The organism is Hydrogenophaga sp. IBVHS2 (assembly GCF_002127215.1).
GTDB lineage: Bacteria > Pseudomonadota > Gammaproteobacteria > Burkholderiales > Burkholderiaceae_C > Hydrogenophaga.
On record NZ_NFUT01000002.1, the window covers coordinates 754,397 to 772,842 of the forward strand.

Genomic DNA, 18,446 nt, shown 5'->3' on the forward strand with positions numbered 1-18,446 from the left:
TCAGCCGCCGATGTAGGACATCTCCACCCGCCGCTGGCCGGCCGAGGCATCGGGCGGCAGGGTGGCACGGAGTTGGGAATAACGGTCGTCGCGCCGTTGCCAGATGGCGGCAATGGCGCTGGCCAGTTCCGCATCGCTGGCGCCGCCGCGGATGAGCGGACGCAGGTCGTGGCCCTGGGTGGCAAACAGGCACAGGTAGAGCTGGCCTTCGGTGGACAGGCGGGCGCGGTTGCAGTCGCCACAGAAGGCCTGGGTCACGCTGCTGATGACGCCGATCTCGCCCGATCCGTCGGCATAGCCCCAGCGCTCGGCCGTCTCGCCCGGGGCCGACGGATCAAGCTGCACCAGCGGCAGCTCGGCATGGATGCGCTGCACCACCTCGGCGCTGGGCAGCACCTCGTCCATGCGCCAGCCGTTGGTGGCGCCCACGTCCATGTACTCGATGAATCGCAGCACGATGCCGCTGCCCTTGAAGTGGCGGGCCATGGGCAGGATCTGGTCGTCGTTGGTGCCCCGCTTGACCACCATGTTGACCTTGATCGGGCCCAGACCGGCCTCGCGCGCAGCCTCGATGCCTTCCAGCACGTCGGCCACCGGAAAGTCCACATCGTTCATGGCACGGAACACCGCGTCGTCCAGGCCGTCCAGGCTGACGGTCACGCGTTGCAGGCCGGCCTCTTTCAAGGCTTTCGCCTTGCGGGCCAGCAGGGAGCCGTTGGTGGTCAGCGTGATGTCCAGCGGCTGGCCTTCGGGTGTGCGCAGGGCGGCCAGCTGGGCGATCAGCACCTCCAGGTTCTTGCGCAGCAGCGGCTCGCCCCCGGTCAGGCGCAGCTTCTGCACGCCGTGGGCCACGAACTGGGTCGCCACGCGGGTGATTTCCTCGAAGGTCAGCAGGCTGCTGTGCGGCAGGTAGGCGTAGTCCTTGTCGAAGATTTCCTTGGGCATGCAGTAGCTGCAGCGGAAGTTGCACCGGTCGGTCACGCTGATGCGCAGGTCGCGCAGCGGGCGCCCGAGCTGGTCGCCCAGCAGGCCGGTGGCCGCGATCGGCCGGTCGGGAATGCGCACCGCCGTGTTGCGCAGGCGCTGGTCGATCAGGGGAATGACGCGTTCGGACATAACCACCGATTATCCGACATGCCCCCTGGGGCATGCCGGTGCAATGGGGTCGCCGCCCCCGCCGCCAGCGGGGTCTCAGGTCGCCGGGGTGACGCTGGCCGCACCCACCGGCGACAGCAGGTCGGCATGGGCCTGCAGCCAGCGCTCCGACAGGTCGTTGTGGTGCTGGCCCGGATGAAAGTCGGGCCGGAAGTAGGCCTTCCAGGCCGCATGGCTCACCCGCAGCAGCCCGTCGTGTCCCAGCAGATGGCGCCAGCCGCTGCGCCAGGTGCTCCAGCGCCACAGGGTGCCGTCGCGCCGAAGGTTGGCGGCGGTCTGGCGCAGCGCATCGAACAGGAAGAACACCGCCACCCGGCGCATCCAGGTCACCCGCCACGCGTGGCTGCCGCCCAGGGCCTGGTACAGGTCGAAGGCGGTGCACTTGTGCTCCGATTCTTCGGCGCTGTGCCACAGCCACAGGGTCTGCAGCCGCGGCTCGGCCTGCGCGAGCACCTCGGGCCGGGCCAGCAGCCAGTCGGCGAACAGGGCGGTGAAGTGTTCGTTGGCCGCCGTGATGGCCAGCGCATGGCGCGGGTCGGCCTGTTCCAGCGGGGCCAGGCGGGCCTGGATCCGGCCCTCCCAGCCGTTGACCAGCCCCTGCCGCTCCAGGTGGGCATTGAACAAGGCGTGGATGCGCCGGTGCGTGGCTTCCTGCCCCACGAAACCCTTGACCTCGGCATCCCACTGCGCCTGCAGCGCCGGCGGCAGGGCCTTGAAGCCCCGGCGAACGCTGTCCAGGAAGAACTGCTCGCCCACCGGAAAGCTCATCGACAGGGCGTTGAACCAGGCGGTGAGGAAGGCGTCGCCCCCGCACCAGTGGCGCGCTACCGGGGCTTCCAGGTCGATCAGCAGTCGACGGACGGTGAGCTGGGTCATGGTGGGGTCTGGAGTCAGGCCAGCGGCAGCAGCGGCACGATCAGGAGTGCCACGATGTTGATGATCTTGATCAGCGGGTTCACGGCCGGGCCGGCGGTGTCCTTGTAGGGATCGCCCACCGTGTCGCCGGTGACGGCGGCCTTGTGCGCCTCGCTGCCCTTGCCGCCGTGGTGGCCGTCCTCGATGTACTTCTTGGCATTGTCCCAGGCGCCGCCGCCGGTGCACATGGAAATCGCCACGAACAGGCCGGTCACGATGGTGCCCATGAGCAGGCCGCCCAGGGCCTTGGGACCCAGGAACACACCCACCAGGATCGGCACCACCACCGGCAGCAGCGAGGGGATCACCATCTCCTTGATGGCCGCCGTGGTGAGCATGTCGACCGCACGCCCGTACTCGGGCTTGGCCGTGCCTTCCATGATGCCGGCGATCTCCTTGAACTGGCGGCGCACCTCCACCACCACCGAGCCGGCTGCGCGGCCGACGGCCTCCATGGCCATGGCACCGAACAGGTAGGGGATCATGCCGCCGATGAACAGACCGATGATGACCATCGGGTCGGACAGGTCGAAGCTCACCCGGGCGCCGTAGGTTTCCAGCTTGTGGGTGTAGTCGGCGAACAGCACCAGCGAGGCCAGGCCGGCCGAGCCGATGGCATAGCCCTTGGTCACCGCCTTGGTGGTGTTGCCCACGGCATCCAGCGGGTCGGTGATGTCGCGCACGCTGCTGGGCAGCTCGGCCATCTCGGCGATGCCGCCGGCGTTGTCGGTGATGGGGCCATAGGCGTCCAGGGCAACCACGATGCCGGCCATGCTCAGCATGGACGTGGCCGCCACGGCGATGCCGTACAGGCCGGCCAGCGAATACGAAGCGACGATGGCGGCACACACGAACAGCACCGGCCAGGCGGTGGAGCGCATGGACACGCCCAGGCCGGCAATGATGTTGGTGCCGTGGCCGGTGGTCGATGCCTGGGCGATGTGCTTGACCGGGCTGTACTGGGTGCCGGTGTAGAACTCGGTGATCCACACCAGGGCGGCGGTCAGCACCAGGCCCACGGCGCAGGCGCCGAACAGACGGATCTGGCTGCCGCCAGCGCCCAGCGCGTTGTCCGGAATGATCCACGCGGTGACGAACCAGAAGGCGATCAGCGAGAGCACGCCGGCAATGGCCAGGCCCTTGTAGAGCGCGGGCATCACGTTCTTCATGCCCGGGCTGGCCTTGACGAAGAAGCAGCCGATGATGGAAGCAATGATGGACACGCCACCCAGCACCAGCGGATACAGCACCGCCTGCATCGGGGCCGCGGCCACCATCAGCGCGCCCAGCACCATGGTGGCGATGAGGGTGACGGCGTAGGTCTCGAACAGGTCGGCCGCCATGCCGGCGCAGTCGCCCACGTTGTCACCGACGTTGTCGGCGATCACGGCCGGGTTGCGCGGATCGTCTTCCGGAATGCCGGCCTCCACCTTGCCCACCAGGTCGGCGCCCACGTCGGCGCCCTTGGTGAAGATGCCGCCGCCCAGGCGCGCGAAGATCGAGATCAGCGAGGAGCCGAAGGCAAAACCGATCAGCGGGTTGAGCATCTTCGAGAGGTTGGAGGTGGCATTGAGGTTGCCGTTGCCCACCAGGAACCAGAAGAAGCCCGCCACCCCCAGCAGGCCCAGGCCCACCACCAGCATGCCGGTGATGGCGCCACCCCGGAAGGCCACATCGAGCGCCGGCCCGATGCCCCGGGTGGCCGCCTGTGCCGTGCGCACATTGGCCCGCACCGAGATGTTCATGCCGATGAAGCCGCAGGCACCCGACAGCACCGCACCCAGCACGAAGCCCACCGCCGTGGGGCCGTCGAGGAACACACCGATGAGGATGGCCAGCACCACGCCCACCAGGCCGATGGTCTTGTACTGACGGGCGAGATAGGCCGCGGCCCCGGTCTGGATGGCCCCCGCGATTTCCTGCATGCGGGCGTTGCCCGCGTCCTGGGACAGGATCCAGCTGCGCGACCAGAAGCCGTAGACCACGGCCACCAGGCCACACACCAGCGCAAACACCAGCGCACTTTGTCCAACCATGAAGTTTCTCCTGCTCTGTTTTGTACGACTTGGAGAGGGCAACGCCTGTGGGGCTGCCCCCGCTGCGTTGCTTCCTCGCTCGGGTCCGGTGCTGCGTTGCAGCAGGGCAGGGCGATTGGCCAACGCCTGCAATTTAGCGGCATTGCGGGCGGTTGCGACCCAGGACGTCAGGTCCGGATCAGTAAAATCAGGGTAAATCCCGACCGTTTTTCACAACCATCACAGACCCAACATGTCCCTCGACAACGTCACCCCCGGCAGCAAAGTCCCCGAAGCCTTCAACGTGATCATCGAAATCCCGATGAACGCCGATCCCATCAAGTACGAGGTGGACAAGGAAACCGGCGCCATCTTCGTGGACCGCTTCATGAGCACCGCCATGCACTACCCCACCAACTACGGCTACGTGCCCCGCACCATCGCCGGCGACGGCGATCCGGTGGACGTGCTGGTCATCACCCCGGTGCCGCTGATCCCCGGTGTGGTCGTGCCCTGCCGGGCCATCGGCATCCTGAAGATGCAGGACGAGGCCGGCGAAGACGGCAAGGTGCTGGCCGTGCCGGTGGACAAGATCCTGTCCATCTACACCCAGTGGCAGAAGCCCGAAGACCTCAACCCGATGCGCCTGAAGACCATCCAGCACTTCTTCGAGCACTACAAGGACCTCGAGCCGGGCAAGTGGGTCAAGGTGCTGGGCTGGGAAGGCAAGGACGCCGCCCACAAGGAAATCCTCGACGGCATCGCCAACTACGAGAAGGCCAACCAGGCCTGATCCTGCCGGATCACACAGCGGGGGCTTCGGCCCCCGTTTTTCATGGTGCGTCGCGGCGCAGCGGGCTGCGGGCCTGCAGGTGTTCCAGGTACTGGTCGATGCCCTGGCCTTCGCGGTCCAGGAAGCGGTCGACCGCATCGGCAAAGGCCGGATGGGCCAGCCAGTGGGCGCTGGTGGTGCGCACCGGCAGCAGGGCGCGGGCCATCTTGTGTTCGCCCTGGGCACCCCCCTCGAAGCGCCGGAATCCCTGCGCGATGCACCAGGTCAGCGGCTGGTAGTAGCAGGCCTCGAAATGCAGGCAGTCCACCCGCTCCAGCGCGCCCCAGTAGCGGCCGTAGGCCACCCCCCGCGACCGGTCGATGCCGATCAGGCTGCTGGCGATCGGCCGCCCCTCGCGCTCGGCAATGAACAGCAGCCAGTGATCGGCCATGTCGCGCTGCATGCGGTCGAAGAAACCGGGCTGCAGGTACGGCGCGTTGCCGTGCTCGTAGTAGGTCTGCTGGTAACAGCGGTGGAAGAAGTCCCAGTCGGCCGCCGTGATGCCGGGGCCTTCGGCATGGCGGAAGCTCACTCCGGCCTCGGCCACCTTGCGGCGCTCCTGACGGATCTTCTTGCGTTTCTCCTGCTGCAGCGAGGCCAGGAAGCCGTCGAAGTCGGTGAAGGCTGTGCCCGACGCATCGGCGTTGTGCCAGTGGAACTGCACCGTGTGGCGCAGCATCAGGCCGGCCTGTTCGCAGGCCTCGATGTCCTGCGGCGCCAGGAACAGCAGGTGCAGCGAGGACAGCCGCCATTCCCGGACCTGGTCCACCAGGGCACGCACCAGGGCTGCCCGGCTGGCGGCGTCGCGGCCCATCAGGCGCGGGCCGGGCACCGGCGTGAAGGGCACGGCCACCAGACCCTTGGGGTAGTAGCGGATGCCGTGCTGCTCGTGCGCCTGCGCCCAGGACCAGTCGAACACGTATTCGCCGTACGAATGCTGCTTGAGGTAGAGCGGGCAGGCCGCCACCAGATCGTCACCCTGCCACAGGCTGAGGTACCGGGGCGTCCAGCCGGTGTCGGTCACGGCGCTGCCGCTGGCCTGCAGGGCCTCCAGGTACGCCGCCTTGAGGAAGGGGGAGGGCTCGGGCTGATTCGCCAGCAGAGCGTCCCAGCGGGACATGCCGATGTCGGCCAGGTGCTCCGAGACCCGGGTGACATAATCGTTTTCAGCCACGCGCACGCCCCCACCGACCACCTGTTTTCATCCTCTGTTCCATGACGTTTTCCGTTTCCGTGGCCCAGCTCAACTTCGTGGTGGGCGACATGACCGGCAATGCCCGGCGCATCATCGACGCGGCGGAGCAGGCCCATGCGCGCGGGGTGCAGCTGCTGCTCACACCGGAGCTGGCGCTGTGCGGTTATGCCGCCGAGGACCTGTTCCTGCGGCCCGCCTTCATCGACGCCTGTGATCATGCCCTGAACGAGATCGTGCGCGGCACCGCCCACCTCAAAGGCCTGCATCTGGTGGTGGGTCATCCGGCCCGGCAGACCGACATGGCCCTGCGCGGCCGCAGCGTGGCCGTGGCTGGCCTGTACAACGCCGCCAGCGTGATCTCGGAGGGCCGTGTGGTGGCCCGCCACGCCAAGCGCGAGCTGCCCAACTACCAGGTGTTCGACGAACGCCGTTATTTCGTGCCCGGCCAGCACCCCTGTGTGTTCGCGGTGCCCGACGCCGAGGGCAGGGCGGTCCAGGTGGGGCTTCTGATCTGCGAGGACGCCTGGTTCGAAGCACCGGCCGCCGACTGCAAGGCCGCCGGGGCCGAGCTGCTGGCGGTCATCAATGCCTCGCCCTTCCATGCCGGCAAGGGCGGCGAACGCGAGGCCACCATGCGGCAGCGCGCCGCGGCCACCGGCCTGCCGCTGGTCTATGCCCACCTGGTGGGCGGCCAGGACGAGATCGTTTTTGAAGGCCGCAGCTTCGTGCTGGACGCTTCCGGCGCGCTGGCCGGCCGCGCGGTGAGCTTCCACGAGGCCGCCTTCGACATCCGCATGCAGCGTGCGGGCGCGGACTGGCGCATCGAGGCCGAGACCGACCGTGCCCACAGCGCCGAGGCCGACCTCTGGCATGCCCTGGTGCTGGGCGTGCGCGACTACATCGGCAAGAACGGCTTCCCTGGTGCCCTGCTGGGGCTGTCCGGCGGCATCGATTCGGCCCTGGTGCTGGCTATTGCCGTGGACGCGCTGGGTGCCGATCGCGTGAGGGCGGTGATGATGCCTTCGCCCTACACCGCCGACATTTCGTGGATCGACGCCCGCGACATGGCGGCCCGCATGGGCGTGCGCTACGACGAGATCGCCATCGCCCCGGAGTTCGAGGCCTTCAAGGCCTCGCTGGCGCCGCTGTTCGAGGGGCGTGCCGAAGACACCACCGAAGAAAACCTGCAGGCCCGCATCCGCGGCACCCTGCTCATGGCGTTGTCCAACAAGTTCGGCAGCATCGTGCTGACCACCGGCAACAAGAGCGAGATGGCCACCGGCTACTGCACGCTCTATGGCGACATGGCCGGCGGCTTTGCCGTTATCAAGGACGTGGCCAAGACCACCGTGTTCCGCCTGGCGCGCTGGCGCAATGCCCACGACCCCTACGGCACCGGCGCCAGCCCCATCCCGGAGCGCATCATCACCCGCCCGCCGAGTGCCGAGCTGCGCCCCGACCAGACCGATCAGGACAGCCTGCCGCCCTACGAGGTGCTCGACGCCATCATCGAGCGCTACATGGAGAACGATCGCAGCCCCGACAGCATCGTGGCCGAGGGCTTTGCCCGGGCCGATGTGGACAAGGTGGTGCGGCTGATCCGCATCAACGAATACAAGCGCCGCCAGGCTCCGGTGGGCATCCGCGTGACCCACCGCAGCTTCGGCAAGGACTGGCGCTATCCCATCACCAGCCGCTGGCGCGCCTGACGCCGTGCAATGCCGCCCCACCCGTCCGCTGTGGTGATGGGTGCGTGATACATTTTTGACACTTTCCCCGCGACCGAACCGGAGCCCCGCATGAAGCAGATCACCGCCGTCATCAAACCCTTCAAGCTCGAGGAAGTGCGCGAAGCGCTGGCCGAACAGGGTGTGACCGGTCTGACGGTGACCGAGGTCAAGGGTTTCGGTCGCCAGAAGGGCCACACCGAGCTCTACCGCGGCGCCGAGTACGTGGTCGACTTCCTGCCCAAGGTCAAGGTGGAGGTGGTGGTCAACGACGACGATGTCGACCGCTGCGTGGACGCCGTCATCCGCGCTGCACGCACCGGCAAGATCGGCGACGGCAAGATCTTCGTGACCTCGGTGGAGCGGGTGGTGCGCATCCGCACCGGCGAGCAGGACGAGTCGGCCGTCTGACGCGGGTCAGATCAGCTCGGTGCGGAAGCGCGGCGCCAGCCCGCTGTCCTGCACCAGGGCCGGCAGCAGCTGGCCCACATCGGCTTCGGTCCGCACCAGGCTCATCTGGGCATCGCTCATGAAACCGGCCGACACGCTCTGGTGCAGGAAGGCGGTCAGCGTGTCGTAGTAGCCGGCGGTGTTGACCAGCCCGATCGGTTTGTCGTGGTAACCCAGCTGCCGCCAGGCCCAGACCTCGAACAGTTCCTCGAAGGTACCGATGCCGCCCGGCAAGGCCACAAAGGCGTCGGCGTTGTCCGCCATGAGCCGCTTGCGCTCGTGCATGGTGTCCACCACCACCAGCTCGGTGCAGGCCTCGTGAGCCCATTCGCGTTCGACCAGCGCCTGCGGGATGATGCCCAGCACCTGCCCGCCCGCGGCCAGCGTGGCGTCGGCCACGATGCCCATCAGGCCGTTGCGCCCGCCGCCGTACACCAGCCGCCCGCCATGGCGGCCGATCCAGTCACCGGTCTCGGCGGCAACCCTGGCGTAAGCCGGGTCGGTGCCCGGGCGCGACCCGCAGTACACACACAGGGAGAAGGCCGGAGCGCTCATGCGCCGCCCCAGCGGGACCATATGGCCGCCACCCAGATGCCGATGGCCAGCAGCAGGCTCAGCAGCACGGCCGCACTGCCCATGTCCTTGGCCCGCTTGGACAGCGCGTTCCATTCCGGGCCGATGCGGTCGATCGCGGTCTCGATGCCGGTGTTGAGCAGCTCGACCATCATCACCAGCAGCACCGAGCCGGCGAGCAGCGCGGTCTCCACCCAGGACTGTCCGAGCCAGAACGCGACCGGCACCAGGACGATGGCCGCCATGGTTTCCTGGCGGAACGCGGTCTCGCCCCAGCCGGAGCGCAGGCCCGCCAGTGAATATCCGAAGGCGTGCCACATGCGGCATAGGCCGGTGCGCAGCTTCTGCGCGTTCACGGCTTCCCGGTCGGCGTGATGGCTCATGGCGTCAGCTCCACCAGCGCCGGGGCTTGTCGGGGTCCTCCACCGGCTTGAAGTGGACCAGCCGGGTGCCCGCCAGCGCATCGTGCAGGAACTGGCGCTGGGCATGAAAGCGCGAGAGCAGCGCCCAGATCGCGACCCAGCCCACGAACAGCACCGACAGCTGCGGTCCCGGCAGGTGCATGAGCCCGCCCACGGCCAGCGGTGGCAGCAGCCACACCCAGGAGAGCACATAGCGCCACAGCGCACGGCCCTGCGTCAGGGCGTTGCCGTGCCGGTCGACCACCCGGATGTGCCAGGTCTTCATCGCCAGCGTCTGGCCTTTGGCCCAGAACCAGCCGAAATAGATGCCGAAGGCCACGAACACCAGCGCCTGCTGCAGGTAACGGTTGTCCAGCGCATTGCCCGCATCGACGAACGATGAGACGGCATAGCTGGTGGTGAACAGCACCCCGACCAGGAAAATCACGCCGAACAACAGGGTGCCTTCGTACAGCCAGCAGGCCATGCGGCGCCTGAGGGACGGAGCCTGCAGCGAGACGGGCTGATCAGGCGGGGAGGAAGGGGAAGACGCGGTGTCGGCCGACATGGATGCAGGGAGTCCGGAAAAGCCGGAATTGTCGCATCCGGCATGAAAACGGCCCGGATAGGGGGTGTTGTGCGCCGGCGGGCGGCAAGACCGGTCGTGTTGCGGTGCGATAATGCGCGCTGCAATTCAAAACAAGGCAAACGGATCCGGGTCCGGCGGGGTATGTGTCCGCTCATGGCCATGGGTCTCAAGTCCCGATGCCGCCCCACAAGGGTGGGTGGAGGGGCACCCAAGGTTTTTCGTCAGAGAAATTCTCGAAAGGTTGATCATGGAAATCTCCAAGGCCGAACTCGCTTCGGCGGCCGCCGCATCCGGCGCAGCCATCCCCGAACTCCGTGGTGCAGAAATCCTCGTCAAGGCCCTTCAGGCCGAGAACGTGAAGTACGTCTGGGGCTATCCCGGCGGCGCGGTGCTGCACATCTACGACGCGTTCTACAAGCAGGACACCATCCAGCACGTGCTGGTCCGCCACGAGCAGGCGGCGGTGCACGCGGCCGACGGCTATGCCCGCGCCACCGGTGACGTGGGCGTGGCCCTGGTCACTTCCGGCCCCGGCGTGACCAATGCCATCACCGGCATCGCCACCGCCTACATGGACAGCATCCCGATGGTGATCATCACCGGGCAGGTGCCCACGGCCGCCATCGGCCTGGACGCCTTCCAGGAGTGTGACACCGTCGGCATCACCCGGCCCATCGTCAAGCACAACTTCCTGGTCAAGGACGTGCGCCAGATGGCCGACGTGATGAAGAAGGCCTTCCACATCGCCCGCAGCGGCCGTCCCGGCCCGGTGGTGGTGGACATCCCGAAGGATGTGTCCTTCAACAAGACCCCCTACGCCGGCTATCCCGAGACCGTGGAGATGCGCTCCTACAACCCGGTGCGCAAGGGCCACGGCGGCCAGATCCGCAAGGCCCTGCAGCTGCTGCTCAATGCCAAGCGCCCCTACATCTACACCGGCGGCGGCGTGCTGCTGGGCGATGCCACCGCCGAGCTGCGCACCCTGGTCGACCTGCTGAACTACCCGGTCACCAACACGCTGATGGGTCTGGGCGCCTTCCCGGCCACCGACCGCCGCTTCCTGGGCATGCTGGGCATGCACGGCACCATCGAAGCCAACAACGCCATGCAGAACTGCGACGTGCTGCTGGCCGTGGGCGCGCGCTTCGACGACCGCGTGATCGGCAACCCCAAGCACTTCGCGCAGAACGAACGCAAGATCATCCACATCGACATCGACCCCTCCAGCATCTCCAAACGGGTGAAGGTGGACGTGCCGATCGTGGGCGACGTCAAGGACGTGCTCACCGAGCTGATCCACATGATCCGCGAAACCACCACCCGGGCCGACGAAAAGGCCATGGCCGACTGGTGGAAGACCATCGAGGGCTGGCGTTCGCGCGACTGCCTGAAGTACGACCGCAACAACAAGGACGTCATCAAGCCGCAGTACGTGGTCGAGACCCTGTGGAACCTGACCAAGGACGTCGACACCTATGTCACGTCCGACGTGGGCCAGCACCAGATGTGGGCCGCCCAGTTCTACAAGTTCAACGAGCCGCGTCGCTGGATCAACTCCGGCGGTCTGGGCACCATGGGCGTGGGCATTCCGTATGCCATGGGCATCAAGCTGGCCAGGCCCGAGAGCGAGGTGTACTGCATCACCGGTGAAGGCTCGGTGCAGATGTGCATCCAGGAACTCTCCACCTGCCTGCAGTACAACACGCCCATCAAGGTCATCTCGCTGAACAACCGCTACCTGGGCATGGTGCGCCAGTGGCAGGAGATCGAGTACTCCGGCCGCTACAGCCACAGCTACATGGACGCGCTGCCGAACTTCGTGAAGCTGGCCGAGGCCTATGGCCATGTGGGCATGCTGATCGAGCGTCCGCAGGATGTGGAGCCCGCCCTGCGCGAAGCCCGCAAGCTCAAGGACCGCACCGTGTTCATGGACTTCCGCACCGACCCGTCGGAGAACGTGTTCCCGATGGTGCAGGCCGGCAAGGGCATCACCGAGATGCTGCTGGGTTCGGAAGACCTGTAATCACCCGTGGGCCGGCGAGCGCCGGCCCTCTCCCTCCAGTCGAATCTATTGCCCGCCAAGCCCGCGCATTACCGTGCGCGGGGGAGGGCGGCGAAAAGAGGAAACGTCACATGAAGCACATCATTGCCGTGCTGCTCGAGAACGAGCCCGGCGCACTCTCCCGCGTGGTCGGCCTGTTCTCGGCCCGTGGCTACAACATCGAGTCGCTGACGGTGGCCCCCACCGAAGACCCCAGCCTCTCGCGCATGACCATCCAGACCACCGGGTCGGACGATGTCATCGAGCAGATCACCAAGCACCTCAACCGCCTCATCGAGGTGGTCAAGGTGGTCGATCTCACCGAAGGCGCCTACACCGAGCGCGAGCTCATGATGGTGAAGGTGCGCGCGGTGGGCAAGGAACGCGAGGAGATGAAGCGCATGGCCGACATCTTCCGCGGCCGCATCATCGACGTGACCGAGAAGAGCTACACCATCGAACTCACCGGCGACCAGAGCAAGAACGACGCCTTCCTGGAAGCCATCGACCGAACCGCCATCCTCGAGACGGTCCGCACCGGTGCCAGCGGCATCGGCCGCGGTGAGAGAATCCTGCGCGTTTAATTTCATTCCAACGGAGCAACCATGAAAGTTTTCTACGACAAGGACTGTGACCTGAGCCTGATCAAGGGCAAGACGGTGGCCATCATCGGCTACGGCAGCCAGGGCCATGCACACGCGCAGAACCTCAACGACAGCGGCGTGAAAGTGGTGGTGGGCCTGCGCAAGGGCGGAGCCTCCTGGGACAAGGTCGGCAAGGCTGGCCTGACCGTGATGGAAGTGAACGACGCGGTGAAGGCCGCCGACGTGGTCATGATCCTGCTGCCCGACGAGCAGATCGCCGAGGTCTACCGCAACAACGTGGAGCCGAACATCAAGCAGGGCGCCTCGCTGGCCTTTGCCCACGGCTTCAACGTGCACTACAACCAGGTCGTGCCGCGCGCCGATCTGGACGTGTGGATGGTGGCGCCCAAGGCCCCCGGCCACACCGTGCGCAACACCTACACCCAGGGCGGCGGCGTGCCCCATCTGGTGGCGGTGCACCAGGACAAGAGCGGCAAGGCCCGTGACCTGGCCCTGTCCTACGCCATGGCCAATGGTGGCGGCAAGGCCGGCATCATCGAGACCAACTTCAAGGAAGAGACCGAAACCGACCTGTTCGGCGAGCAGGCAGTGCTGTGCGGTGGCGCCGTCGAGCTGATCAAGATGGGTTACGAGACCCTGGTCGAGGCCGGCTACGCTCCCGAGATGGCCTACTTCGAGTGCCTGCACGAGCTCAAGCTGATCGTGGACCTGATCTACGAAGGCGGCATCGCGAACATGAACTACTCGATCTCCAACAATGCCGAGTATGGCGAGTACGTGACCGGCCCCGAGGTGATCAACGAGCAGTCGCGCGCCGCCATGCGCAACGCGCTCAAGCGCATCCAGAACGGCGACTACGCCAAGATGTTCATCCTGGAAGGCCGCACCGGCTACCCCAGCATGACGGCCCGCCGCCGCAACACCGCCGATCACCAGATCGAGGTGGTGGGTGCCCAGCTGCGCGCCATGATGCCCTGGATCGCCAAGAACAAGCTGGTCGACCAGACCCGCAACTGACCGGACTTCCGTCCATCCCGTGCAAAGGGCCACTCCGGTGGCCCTTTGTCATTTCTGCGGCCCCTGCTGCCGTACACTGCGCCTTCCGCGGCTGCCTGCCGCGTTCCACTCCCACCATGCACGACGGAAACGACACCCAGATCCCGACCCCGGTCGACGCGCCCAAGCGGGCCAAGGGCATCTACATGCTGCCCAACATGATCACGCTGGCGGCGCTGTTCGGCGGCTTCTACGCCATCGTCATGGCCATGAACGATCGCTTCGATCTCGCCACCGTGGGCATCTTCGTGGCCATGGTGCTCGACAGCCTCGACGGTCGCGTGGCCCGCCTGACCAACACCCAGAGTGCCTTCGGCGAGCAGATGGACTCGCTTTCCGACATGGTGTCCTTCGGTGCGGCGCCGGCGCTGATTGCCTACGAATGGGTGCTGCGCGACATCGGTCGCTGGGGCTGGATCGCTGCCTTCGTGTACTGCGCCTGCGCCGCCCTGCGGCTGGCGCGCTTCAACGTGAACACCGGCGTGGTCGACAAGCGCTATTTCCAGGGTCTGCCGTCCCCGGCGGCGGCGGCGCTGGTGGCGGGTTTCATCTGGCTCATGACCGAGACCGAAGTCCCTGCCCACGACGTGACCTGGTTCATGTTCGCCATCACGCTCTACACCGGTCTGACCATGGTCACCAACGTGCCGTTCTACAGCTTCAAGGACCTGAGCCTCAAGCGCAGCGTGCCGTTTGCCGCCATCGTGCTGGTGGCTCTCGGCATTGCGGTCATCAACATCCACCCGCCCACCGTGCTGTTCGGCCTGTTCGTGCTGTACGGTCTGTCGGGCTACGTGATCTACGTCTGGCGCAAGTCCAAGGGCCGGCCCACCAGCGTCATCAGCACCTCGACCGACGAGCCCGACGAGCGCGGCCTGCACGACTGACGCCCGATGGAGCCGATTGCCAACCCCTATCGGTTCGGCTTTCTCTTTGTGATACATTGACCGTCATGTTCCAAGTCGCCCTGCTGCTATCCCTGTCGGTCCATCACGGGCACGTCCGGTAGCGCGCGAGCGAACACATCCCACGGCCCGTATGCACCTGCAGCGGGCCGTTTGTTTTGGAACTGCAGGTTTTCGAGATCCAGGCCTTTGAGCCCCACCGGAGCAACGCGATGACTGACAAGCTGATCATTTTCGACACCACCCTGCGCGACGGCGAGCAGTCGCCCGGCGCCTCCATGACCCGCGACGAGAAGCTGCGCATTGCCCGCCAGCTGGAGCGGCTGAAGGTGGACGTGATCGAAGCCGGCTTCGCGGCCAGCTCGAACGGCGACTTCGAGTCGGTCAAGGCCATTGCAGACGTGATCAAGGACTCGACCGTCTGTTCGCTGGCCCGCGCCAACGACCGCGACATCTCGCGTGCAGCCGAGGCGCTCAAGGGCGCCAACCGTGCCCGCATCCACACCTTCATCGCCACCAGCGCGCTGCACATGGAGAAGAAGCTGCGCATGACGCCCGAGCAGGTGCTGGAACAGGCGAAGCAGTCGGTGCGCTTCGCCCGCAACCTGGTCGACGACATCGAGTTCAGCCCGGAGGACGGTTACCGCAGCGACACCGACTTTCTGTGCCGTGTGCTCGAGGCCGTGATCAACGAGGGGGCCACCACCCTCAACATCCCCGATACCGTGGGCTACGCAGTGCCCGAGCTCTATGGTGAGTTCATCCGCACCCTGCGCGAGCGCATTCCCAACTCCGACAAGGCGATCTGGAGCGTGCATTGCCACAACGACCTGGGCATGGCCGTGGCCAACTCGCTGGCCGGCGTCAAGATCGGCGGAGCGCGTCAGGTGGAATGCACCATCAACGGCCTGGGTGAGCGCGCCGGCAACTGCTCGCTCGAAGAGATCGTCATGGCGGTTCGCACCCGCAAGGACTACTTTGGCCTGAGTGTGGGCGTGGATGCCACCCAGATCGTGCCGGCCAGCCGCATGGTCAGCCAGACCACCGGTTTCGTGGTGCAGCCGAACAAGGCCGTGGTGGGCGCCAACGCGTTTGCGCATGCCAGCGGCATCCACCAGGACGGGGTGCTGAAAGCCCGCGACACCTACGAGATCATGCGCGCCGAGGACGTGGGCTGGAGCGCCAACAAGATCGTGCTGGGCAAGCTCAGCGGCCGCAACGCCTTCAAGCAGCGCCTGCAGGAACTGGGCATCGAGCTCGATTCCGAGACCGAGATCAATGCCGCGTTTGCCAAGTTCAAGGAGCTGGCCGATCGCAAGGCCGAGATTTTCGACGAGGACATCCTGGCCCTGGTGAGCGACGACAGCGTCACCACCGAAAAGGAACAGTACGGTCTGGTCTCTCTGGCCCAGCGCAGCGAGACGGGCGAGCGCCCGCATGCCAGCGTGGTCTTCACCGTGGATGGCCGGGAAGTGCAGAGCGATTCGGACGGCAACGGCCCGGTGGACGCATCGCTCAAGGCGATCGAGAAAAACGTCAAGAGCGGTGCCGAAATGGTGCTGTACTCGGTCAACGCCATCACCAGTGGCTCCACCGAAAGCCAGGGCGAGGTCACGGTGCGTTTGCAGCATGGCGGTCGGGTGGTCAATGGCGTGGGTTCCGACCCCGACATCGTGGTGGCATCGGCCAAGGCTTACCTGAGCGCGCTGAACAAGCTGCACAGCAAGGCCGACCGTGTGGCGGCCCAAGGCTGAAAATTGAATTAAATCAACCACTTGAGCGGAAAATCACCACCATCCATCGAATAGACACCAAAAGTAGCATCTGTTCCATCGATCGGTGAAGACTACCGTTCAAGTTTTTGATATTGCTAGATTTTTTTCCTGTCTCTACAATCGCGGCTCACAGCAGCATTGAGGCAGGAGTTCCGGCATGAAGATCGCGGTCAGCAATTGGCGTCGTGCCGTCTCCCTGGCCGGGCTTGCCCTGGCGCTCGTCGCCGGGGCAGGGACCGCCGGACTCTCCACCGCCCACGCCACGGAAAGCAAGGCGTCCAGCACCAAGAAGGCCTCGGCCCCGAAAAAGAAGTCGGCCGCCCCCTCGGCCACGCGCAAGGCCTCCGCCAAAAAGCCGGCGGCGGTGAAGAAGGCAGCCCGCAAGTCCTCTCGCGATGGCAAGGTGGCCGCTGCGGCACCCCGACAGCAACGTTCCGGCGTCAAGGCCAAGGCGTCGAATCCGCGTGTGAAGGCCGAGCTTCGCGCTTCGGCCCCGCCAGTGGACATGACCCCGGTTCGCATGACCGCGCCCGCCCGGGTGTCGGTTGGCGAGCAGCTGGGCCTGCGTGCCAAGGACGACCCGCTCGACCTCAACTCCAGCGTTGCGCTGGTGGTGGACCAGGAAACCAACGAGGTCCTGTTCAGCAAGAACGACCACGCCGTCCTGCCCATCGCCTCCCTCACCAAGCTCATGACCGGCTTGATCGTGGCCGACGCCCATCTCGACATGAACGAGATGATCACCATCACCCAGGACGACGTGGACACCTACAAGGGCAGTCGCTCCCGGCTGGCCGTGGGCACCCGTCTCACCCGTGGGGAGCTGATGCACCTGGCCCTCATGTCCAGCGAGAACCGCGCAGCCCATGCGCTCGGGCGCACCTACCCCGGCGGGTTGTCCGAATTTGTCCGTCTCATGAACCTCAAGGCCCGCGAGCTCGGCATGAGCGACACCCGCTACGTGGAGCCCACCGGCCTGTCCAGCGACAACCGGTCCAGCGCCCGCGACCTGGCAACCCTGGTGTCGGTGGCCTACGAGCGTCCCATCCTGCGCGATCTGTCCACCTCACCGGGCTATGAGGTCGATGTCGGTCGTCGAACGCTGCAGTTCAACAACTCGAACCGCCTGGTGAAGAACCCGGAATGGGACATCGGCCTGCAGAAGACGGGCTACATCTCCGAGGCGGGGCGTTGCCTGGTGATGCAGGCCCAGGTGGCCGGCCGCAAGCTGATCATGGTGTTCCTGGATGCCACCGGCAAGCTGAGCCGTCTTCAGGATGCCGAGCGGGTGCGCAAGTGGGTGGAGCACCAGACGGGAAACCACCCCGTGGCCGTTCGTCCCCAGGGTTGACCATGATTCGGCACCGCAACGTGCCGACAGATCAACGGGTTCGCAGCGGATCGGGATGAGGGCAGCCCAGCGCGCCTGAGATCTCGGCAGCCGTCGCCCTGAGCTTGGGCAGCCAGCTCTCGTCGATGCGATCGGCAGGCGCCGAGATCGACAGGCCTGCAACCAGCTTGTGCTGGTCGTCGTAGATGCCGGCGGCCATGCAGCGCACACCCAGCTCCAGCTCCTCGTTGTCCCGGGCAACGCCCAGTTGCCGGCATTGGGCCAGTTCCCGTTCCAGTGCAGGCAGCTGCGTCAGGCTGTTGCGGGTGTTGCCGGCCAGACCGGTGCGCGTGGCGTAGGCGCGCAGGCGCTGCGGCTCCTCATCGGCCAGGAACAGCTTGCCCACCGACGTGAGGTGCAGCGGGGCACGCCCCCCGATGGCCCGCACCACCTGCATGCCCGAGCGTTCGCTGTACGCACGCTCCACATAGACGATTTCATCGCCTTGCCGCACGCTCAGGTTCACCGGCTGCTGGATCTGCCGGTGCAGCTCCCGCATGGGCAGCAAGGCGGCATCCCTCACACTCAGTCGAGCCTTGACCAGGTTGCCGAGTTCCAGCAGGCGCATGCCCAGCCGGTAGCTCCCCGCCTCGGGACGGTCCACAAAGCGGCCAATGGTCAGGTCGTTCAGGATGCGGTGGGCGGTGGAGGGGTGCAGCCCGGTCTTCTCGCTGATTTCCTTCAGCGATACCGGCTCCTCACGGGAGGCCAGCACCTCCAGCAGGTTGAACATGCGTTCGATCACCTGCACGGTCGGCGCAGTGGGGGCGGATTGGTTTCGTTTCGTCATGGCGTGAGGCCCTGATCTTACGAGATGAAACG

Annotated in this window: 17 protein-coding genes; 9 read left to right on the forward strand and 8 right to left on the reverse strand. The window is 66.3% G+C overall.

Translation table 11 applies throughout. From position 1 onward, the window contains the following. The 3 genes from moaA to CAP38_RS08260 form a co-directional block, all read right to left on the reverse strand. Positions 1-1,116 (reverse strand): GTP 3',8-cyclase MoaA, encoded by a 1,116-nt coding sequence (moaA, locus tag CAP38_RS08250; protein WP_086120795.1) that lies wholly within the window; start codon positions 1,114-1,116, stop codon positions 1-3. 75 nt (positions 1,117-1,191) lie between these two features. After that, entirely contained in the window at positions 1,192-2,031 is an 840-nt protein-coding gene (locus tag CAP38_RS08255) for a metal-dependent hydrolase (protein ID WP_086120797.1), read from the reverse strand. 14 nt (positions 2,032-2,045) lie between these two features. Then, positions 2,046-4,106 carry a sodium-translocating pyrophosphatase gene (locus CAP38_RS08260; RefSeq protein WP_086120799.1) on the reverse strand — a complete coding sequence of 687 codons (2,061 nt, stop codon included), beginning with the start codon at positions 4,104-4,106 and terminating at the stop codon, positions 2,046-2,048. 232 nt (positions 4,107-4,338) lie between these two features. On the opposite strand from CAP38_RS08260, the gene ppa reads away from it, so the two are divergent. Then, positions 4,339-4,878: an inorganic diphosphatase gene (ppa, locus tag CAP38_RS08265; protein ID WP_086120801.1), complete on the forward strand. Its 540-nt coding sequence runs from the start codon at positions 4,339-4,341 to the stop codon at positions 4,876-4,878. Between the two features lie 40 nt (positions 4,879-4,918). Here ppa and CAP38_RS08270 read toward each other — a convergent pair whose 3' ends face one another. Beyond that, on the reverse strand, positions 4,919-6,091 hold the full coding sequence (locus CAP38_RS08270; RefSeq protein ID WP_256924363.1) for a GNAT family N-acetyltransferase: 1,173 nt from the start codon (positions 6,089-6,091) through the stop codon (positions 4,919-4,921). Between the two features lie 41 nt (positions 6,092-6,132). On the opposite strand from CAP38_RS08270, the gene CAP38_RS08275 reads away from it, so the two are divergent. Continuing rightward, positions 6,133-7,821, forward strand: coding sequence for an NAD+ synthase (locus CAP38_RS08275; protein WP_086120803.1), 1,689 nt, complete (start codon positions 6,133-6,135; stop codon positions 7,819-7,821). A gap of 90 nt (positions 7,822-7,911) precedes the next feature. Continuing rightward, positions 7,912-8,250 (forward strand): P-II family nitrogen regulator, encoded by a 339-nt coding sequence (locus CAP38_RS08280; protein ID WP_086120805.1) that lies wholly within the window; start codon positions 7,912-7,914, stop codon positions 8,248-8,250. A 6-nt stretch (positions 8,251-8,256) separates the two neighbouring features. Here CAP38_RS08280 and CAP38_RS08285 read toward each other — a convergent pair whose 3' ends face one another. The 3 genes from CAP38_RS08285 to CAP38_RS08295 are packed head-to-tail and all read right to left on the reverse strand — an operon-like array spanning position 8,257 to position 9,831. After that, positions 8,257-8,844 carry a TIGR00730 family Rossman fold protein gene (locus CAP38_RS08285; RefSeq protein ID WP_086121112.1) on the reverse strand — a complete coding sequence of 196 codons (588 nt, stop codon included), beginning with the start codon at positions 8,842-8,844 and terminating at the stop codon, positions 8,257-8,259. Further along, a complete protein-coding gene (locus tag CAP38_RS08290; protein WP_086120806.1) occupies positions 8,841-9,245 on the reverse strand; it encodes a diacylglycerol kinase in 405 nt (134 codons plus the stop codon). Before CAP38_RS08290 ends, CAP38_RS08285 begins: the two co-directional genes overlap by 4 nt. Positions 9,246-9,249: 4 nt before the next feature. Then, positions 9,250-9,831 (reverse strand): RDD family protein, encoded by a 582-nt coding sequence (locus CAP38_RS08295; protein ID WP_086120807.1) that lies wholly within the window; start codon positions 9,829-9,831, stop codon positions 9,250-9,252. Between the two features lie 268 nt (positions 9,832-10,099). Here CAP38_RS08295 and CAP38_RS08300 point away from each other — a divergent pair, with 268 nt between their 5' ends. The 6 genes from CAP38_RS08300 (at position 10,100) to CAP38_RS08325 (ending at position 17,585) form a co-directional block, all read left to right on the forward strand. Continuing rightward, complete coding sequence (locus CAP38_RS08300; protein WP_086120808.1) at positions 10,100-11,875, forward strand: acetolactate synthase 3 catalytic subunit; 1,776 nt, start codon at positions 10,100-10,102, stop codon at positions 11,873-11,875. 110 nt (positions 11,876-11,985) lie between these two features. Beyond that, positions 11,986-12,477, forward strand: a complete 492-nt coding sequence (ilvN, locus tag CAP38_RS08305) for an acetolactate synthase small subunit (protein ID WP_086120809.1) — start codon at positions 11,986-11,988, stop codon at positions 12,475-12,477. Positions 12,478-12,498: 21 nt separating this feature from the next. After that, positions 12,499-13,515 carry a ketol-acid reductoisomerase gene (ilvC, locus tag CAP38_RS08310; RefSeq protein ID WP_086120810.1) on the forward strand — a complete coding sequence of 339 codons (1,017 nt, stop codon included), beginning with the start codon at positions 12,499-12,501 and terminating at the stop codon, positions 13,513-13,515. A gap of 116 nt (positions 13,516-13,631) precedes the next feature. Beyond that, positions 13,632-14,441: a CDP-diacylglycerol--serine O-phosphatidyltransferase gene (gene pssA, locus CAP38_RS08315; protein WP_086120811.1), complete on the forward strand. Its 810-nt coding sequence runs from the start codon at positions 13,632-13,634 to the stop codon at positions 14,439-14,441. A gap of 230 nt (positions 14,442-14,671) precedes the next feature. Next, on the forward strand, positions 14,672-16,213 hold the full coding sequence (locus tag CAP38_RS08320) for a 2-isopropylmalate synthase (protein WP_086121113.1): 1,542 nt from the start codon (positions 14,672-14,674) through the stop codon (positions 16,211-16,213). A 178-nt stretch (positions 16,214-16,391) separates the two neighbouring features. After that, positions 16,392-17,585 carry a serine hydrolase gene (locus tag CAP38_RS08325; RefSeq protein ID WP_086120812.1) on the forward strand — a complete coding sequence of 398 codons (1,194 nt, stop codon included), beginning with the start codon at positions 16,392-16,394 and terminating at the stop codon, positions 17,583-17,585. Between the two features lie 31 nt (positions 17,586-17,616). On the opposite strand, the gene CAP38_RS08330 is transcribed toward CAP38_RS08325, so the two are convergent. Then, complete coding sequence (locus CAP38_RS08330; protein WP_086120813.1) at positions 17,617-18,414, reverse strand: IclR family transcriptional regulator; 798 nt, start codon at positions 18,412-18,414, stop codon at positions 17,617-17,619. Between the last annotated feature and the right edge of the window lie 32 nt (positions 18,415-18,446).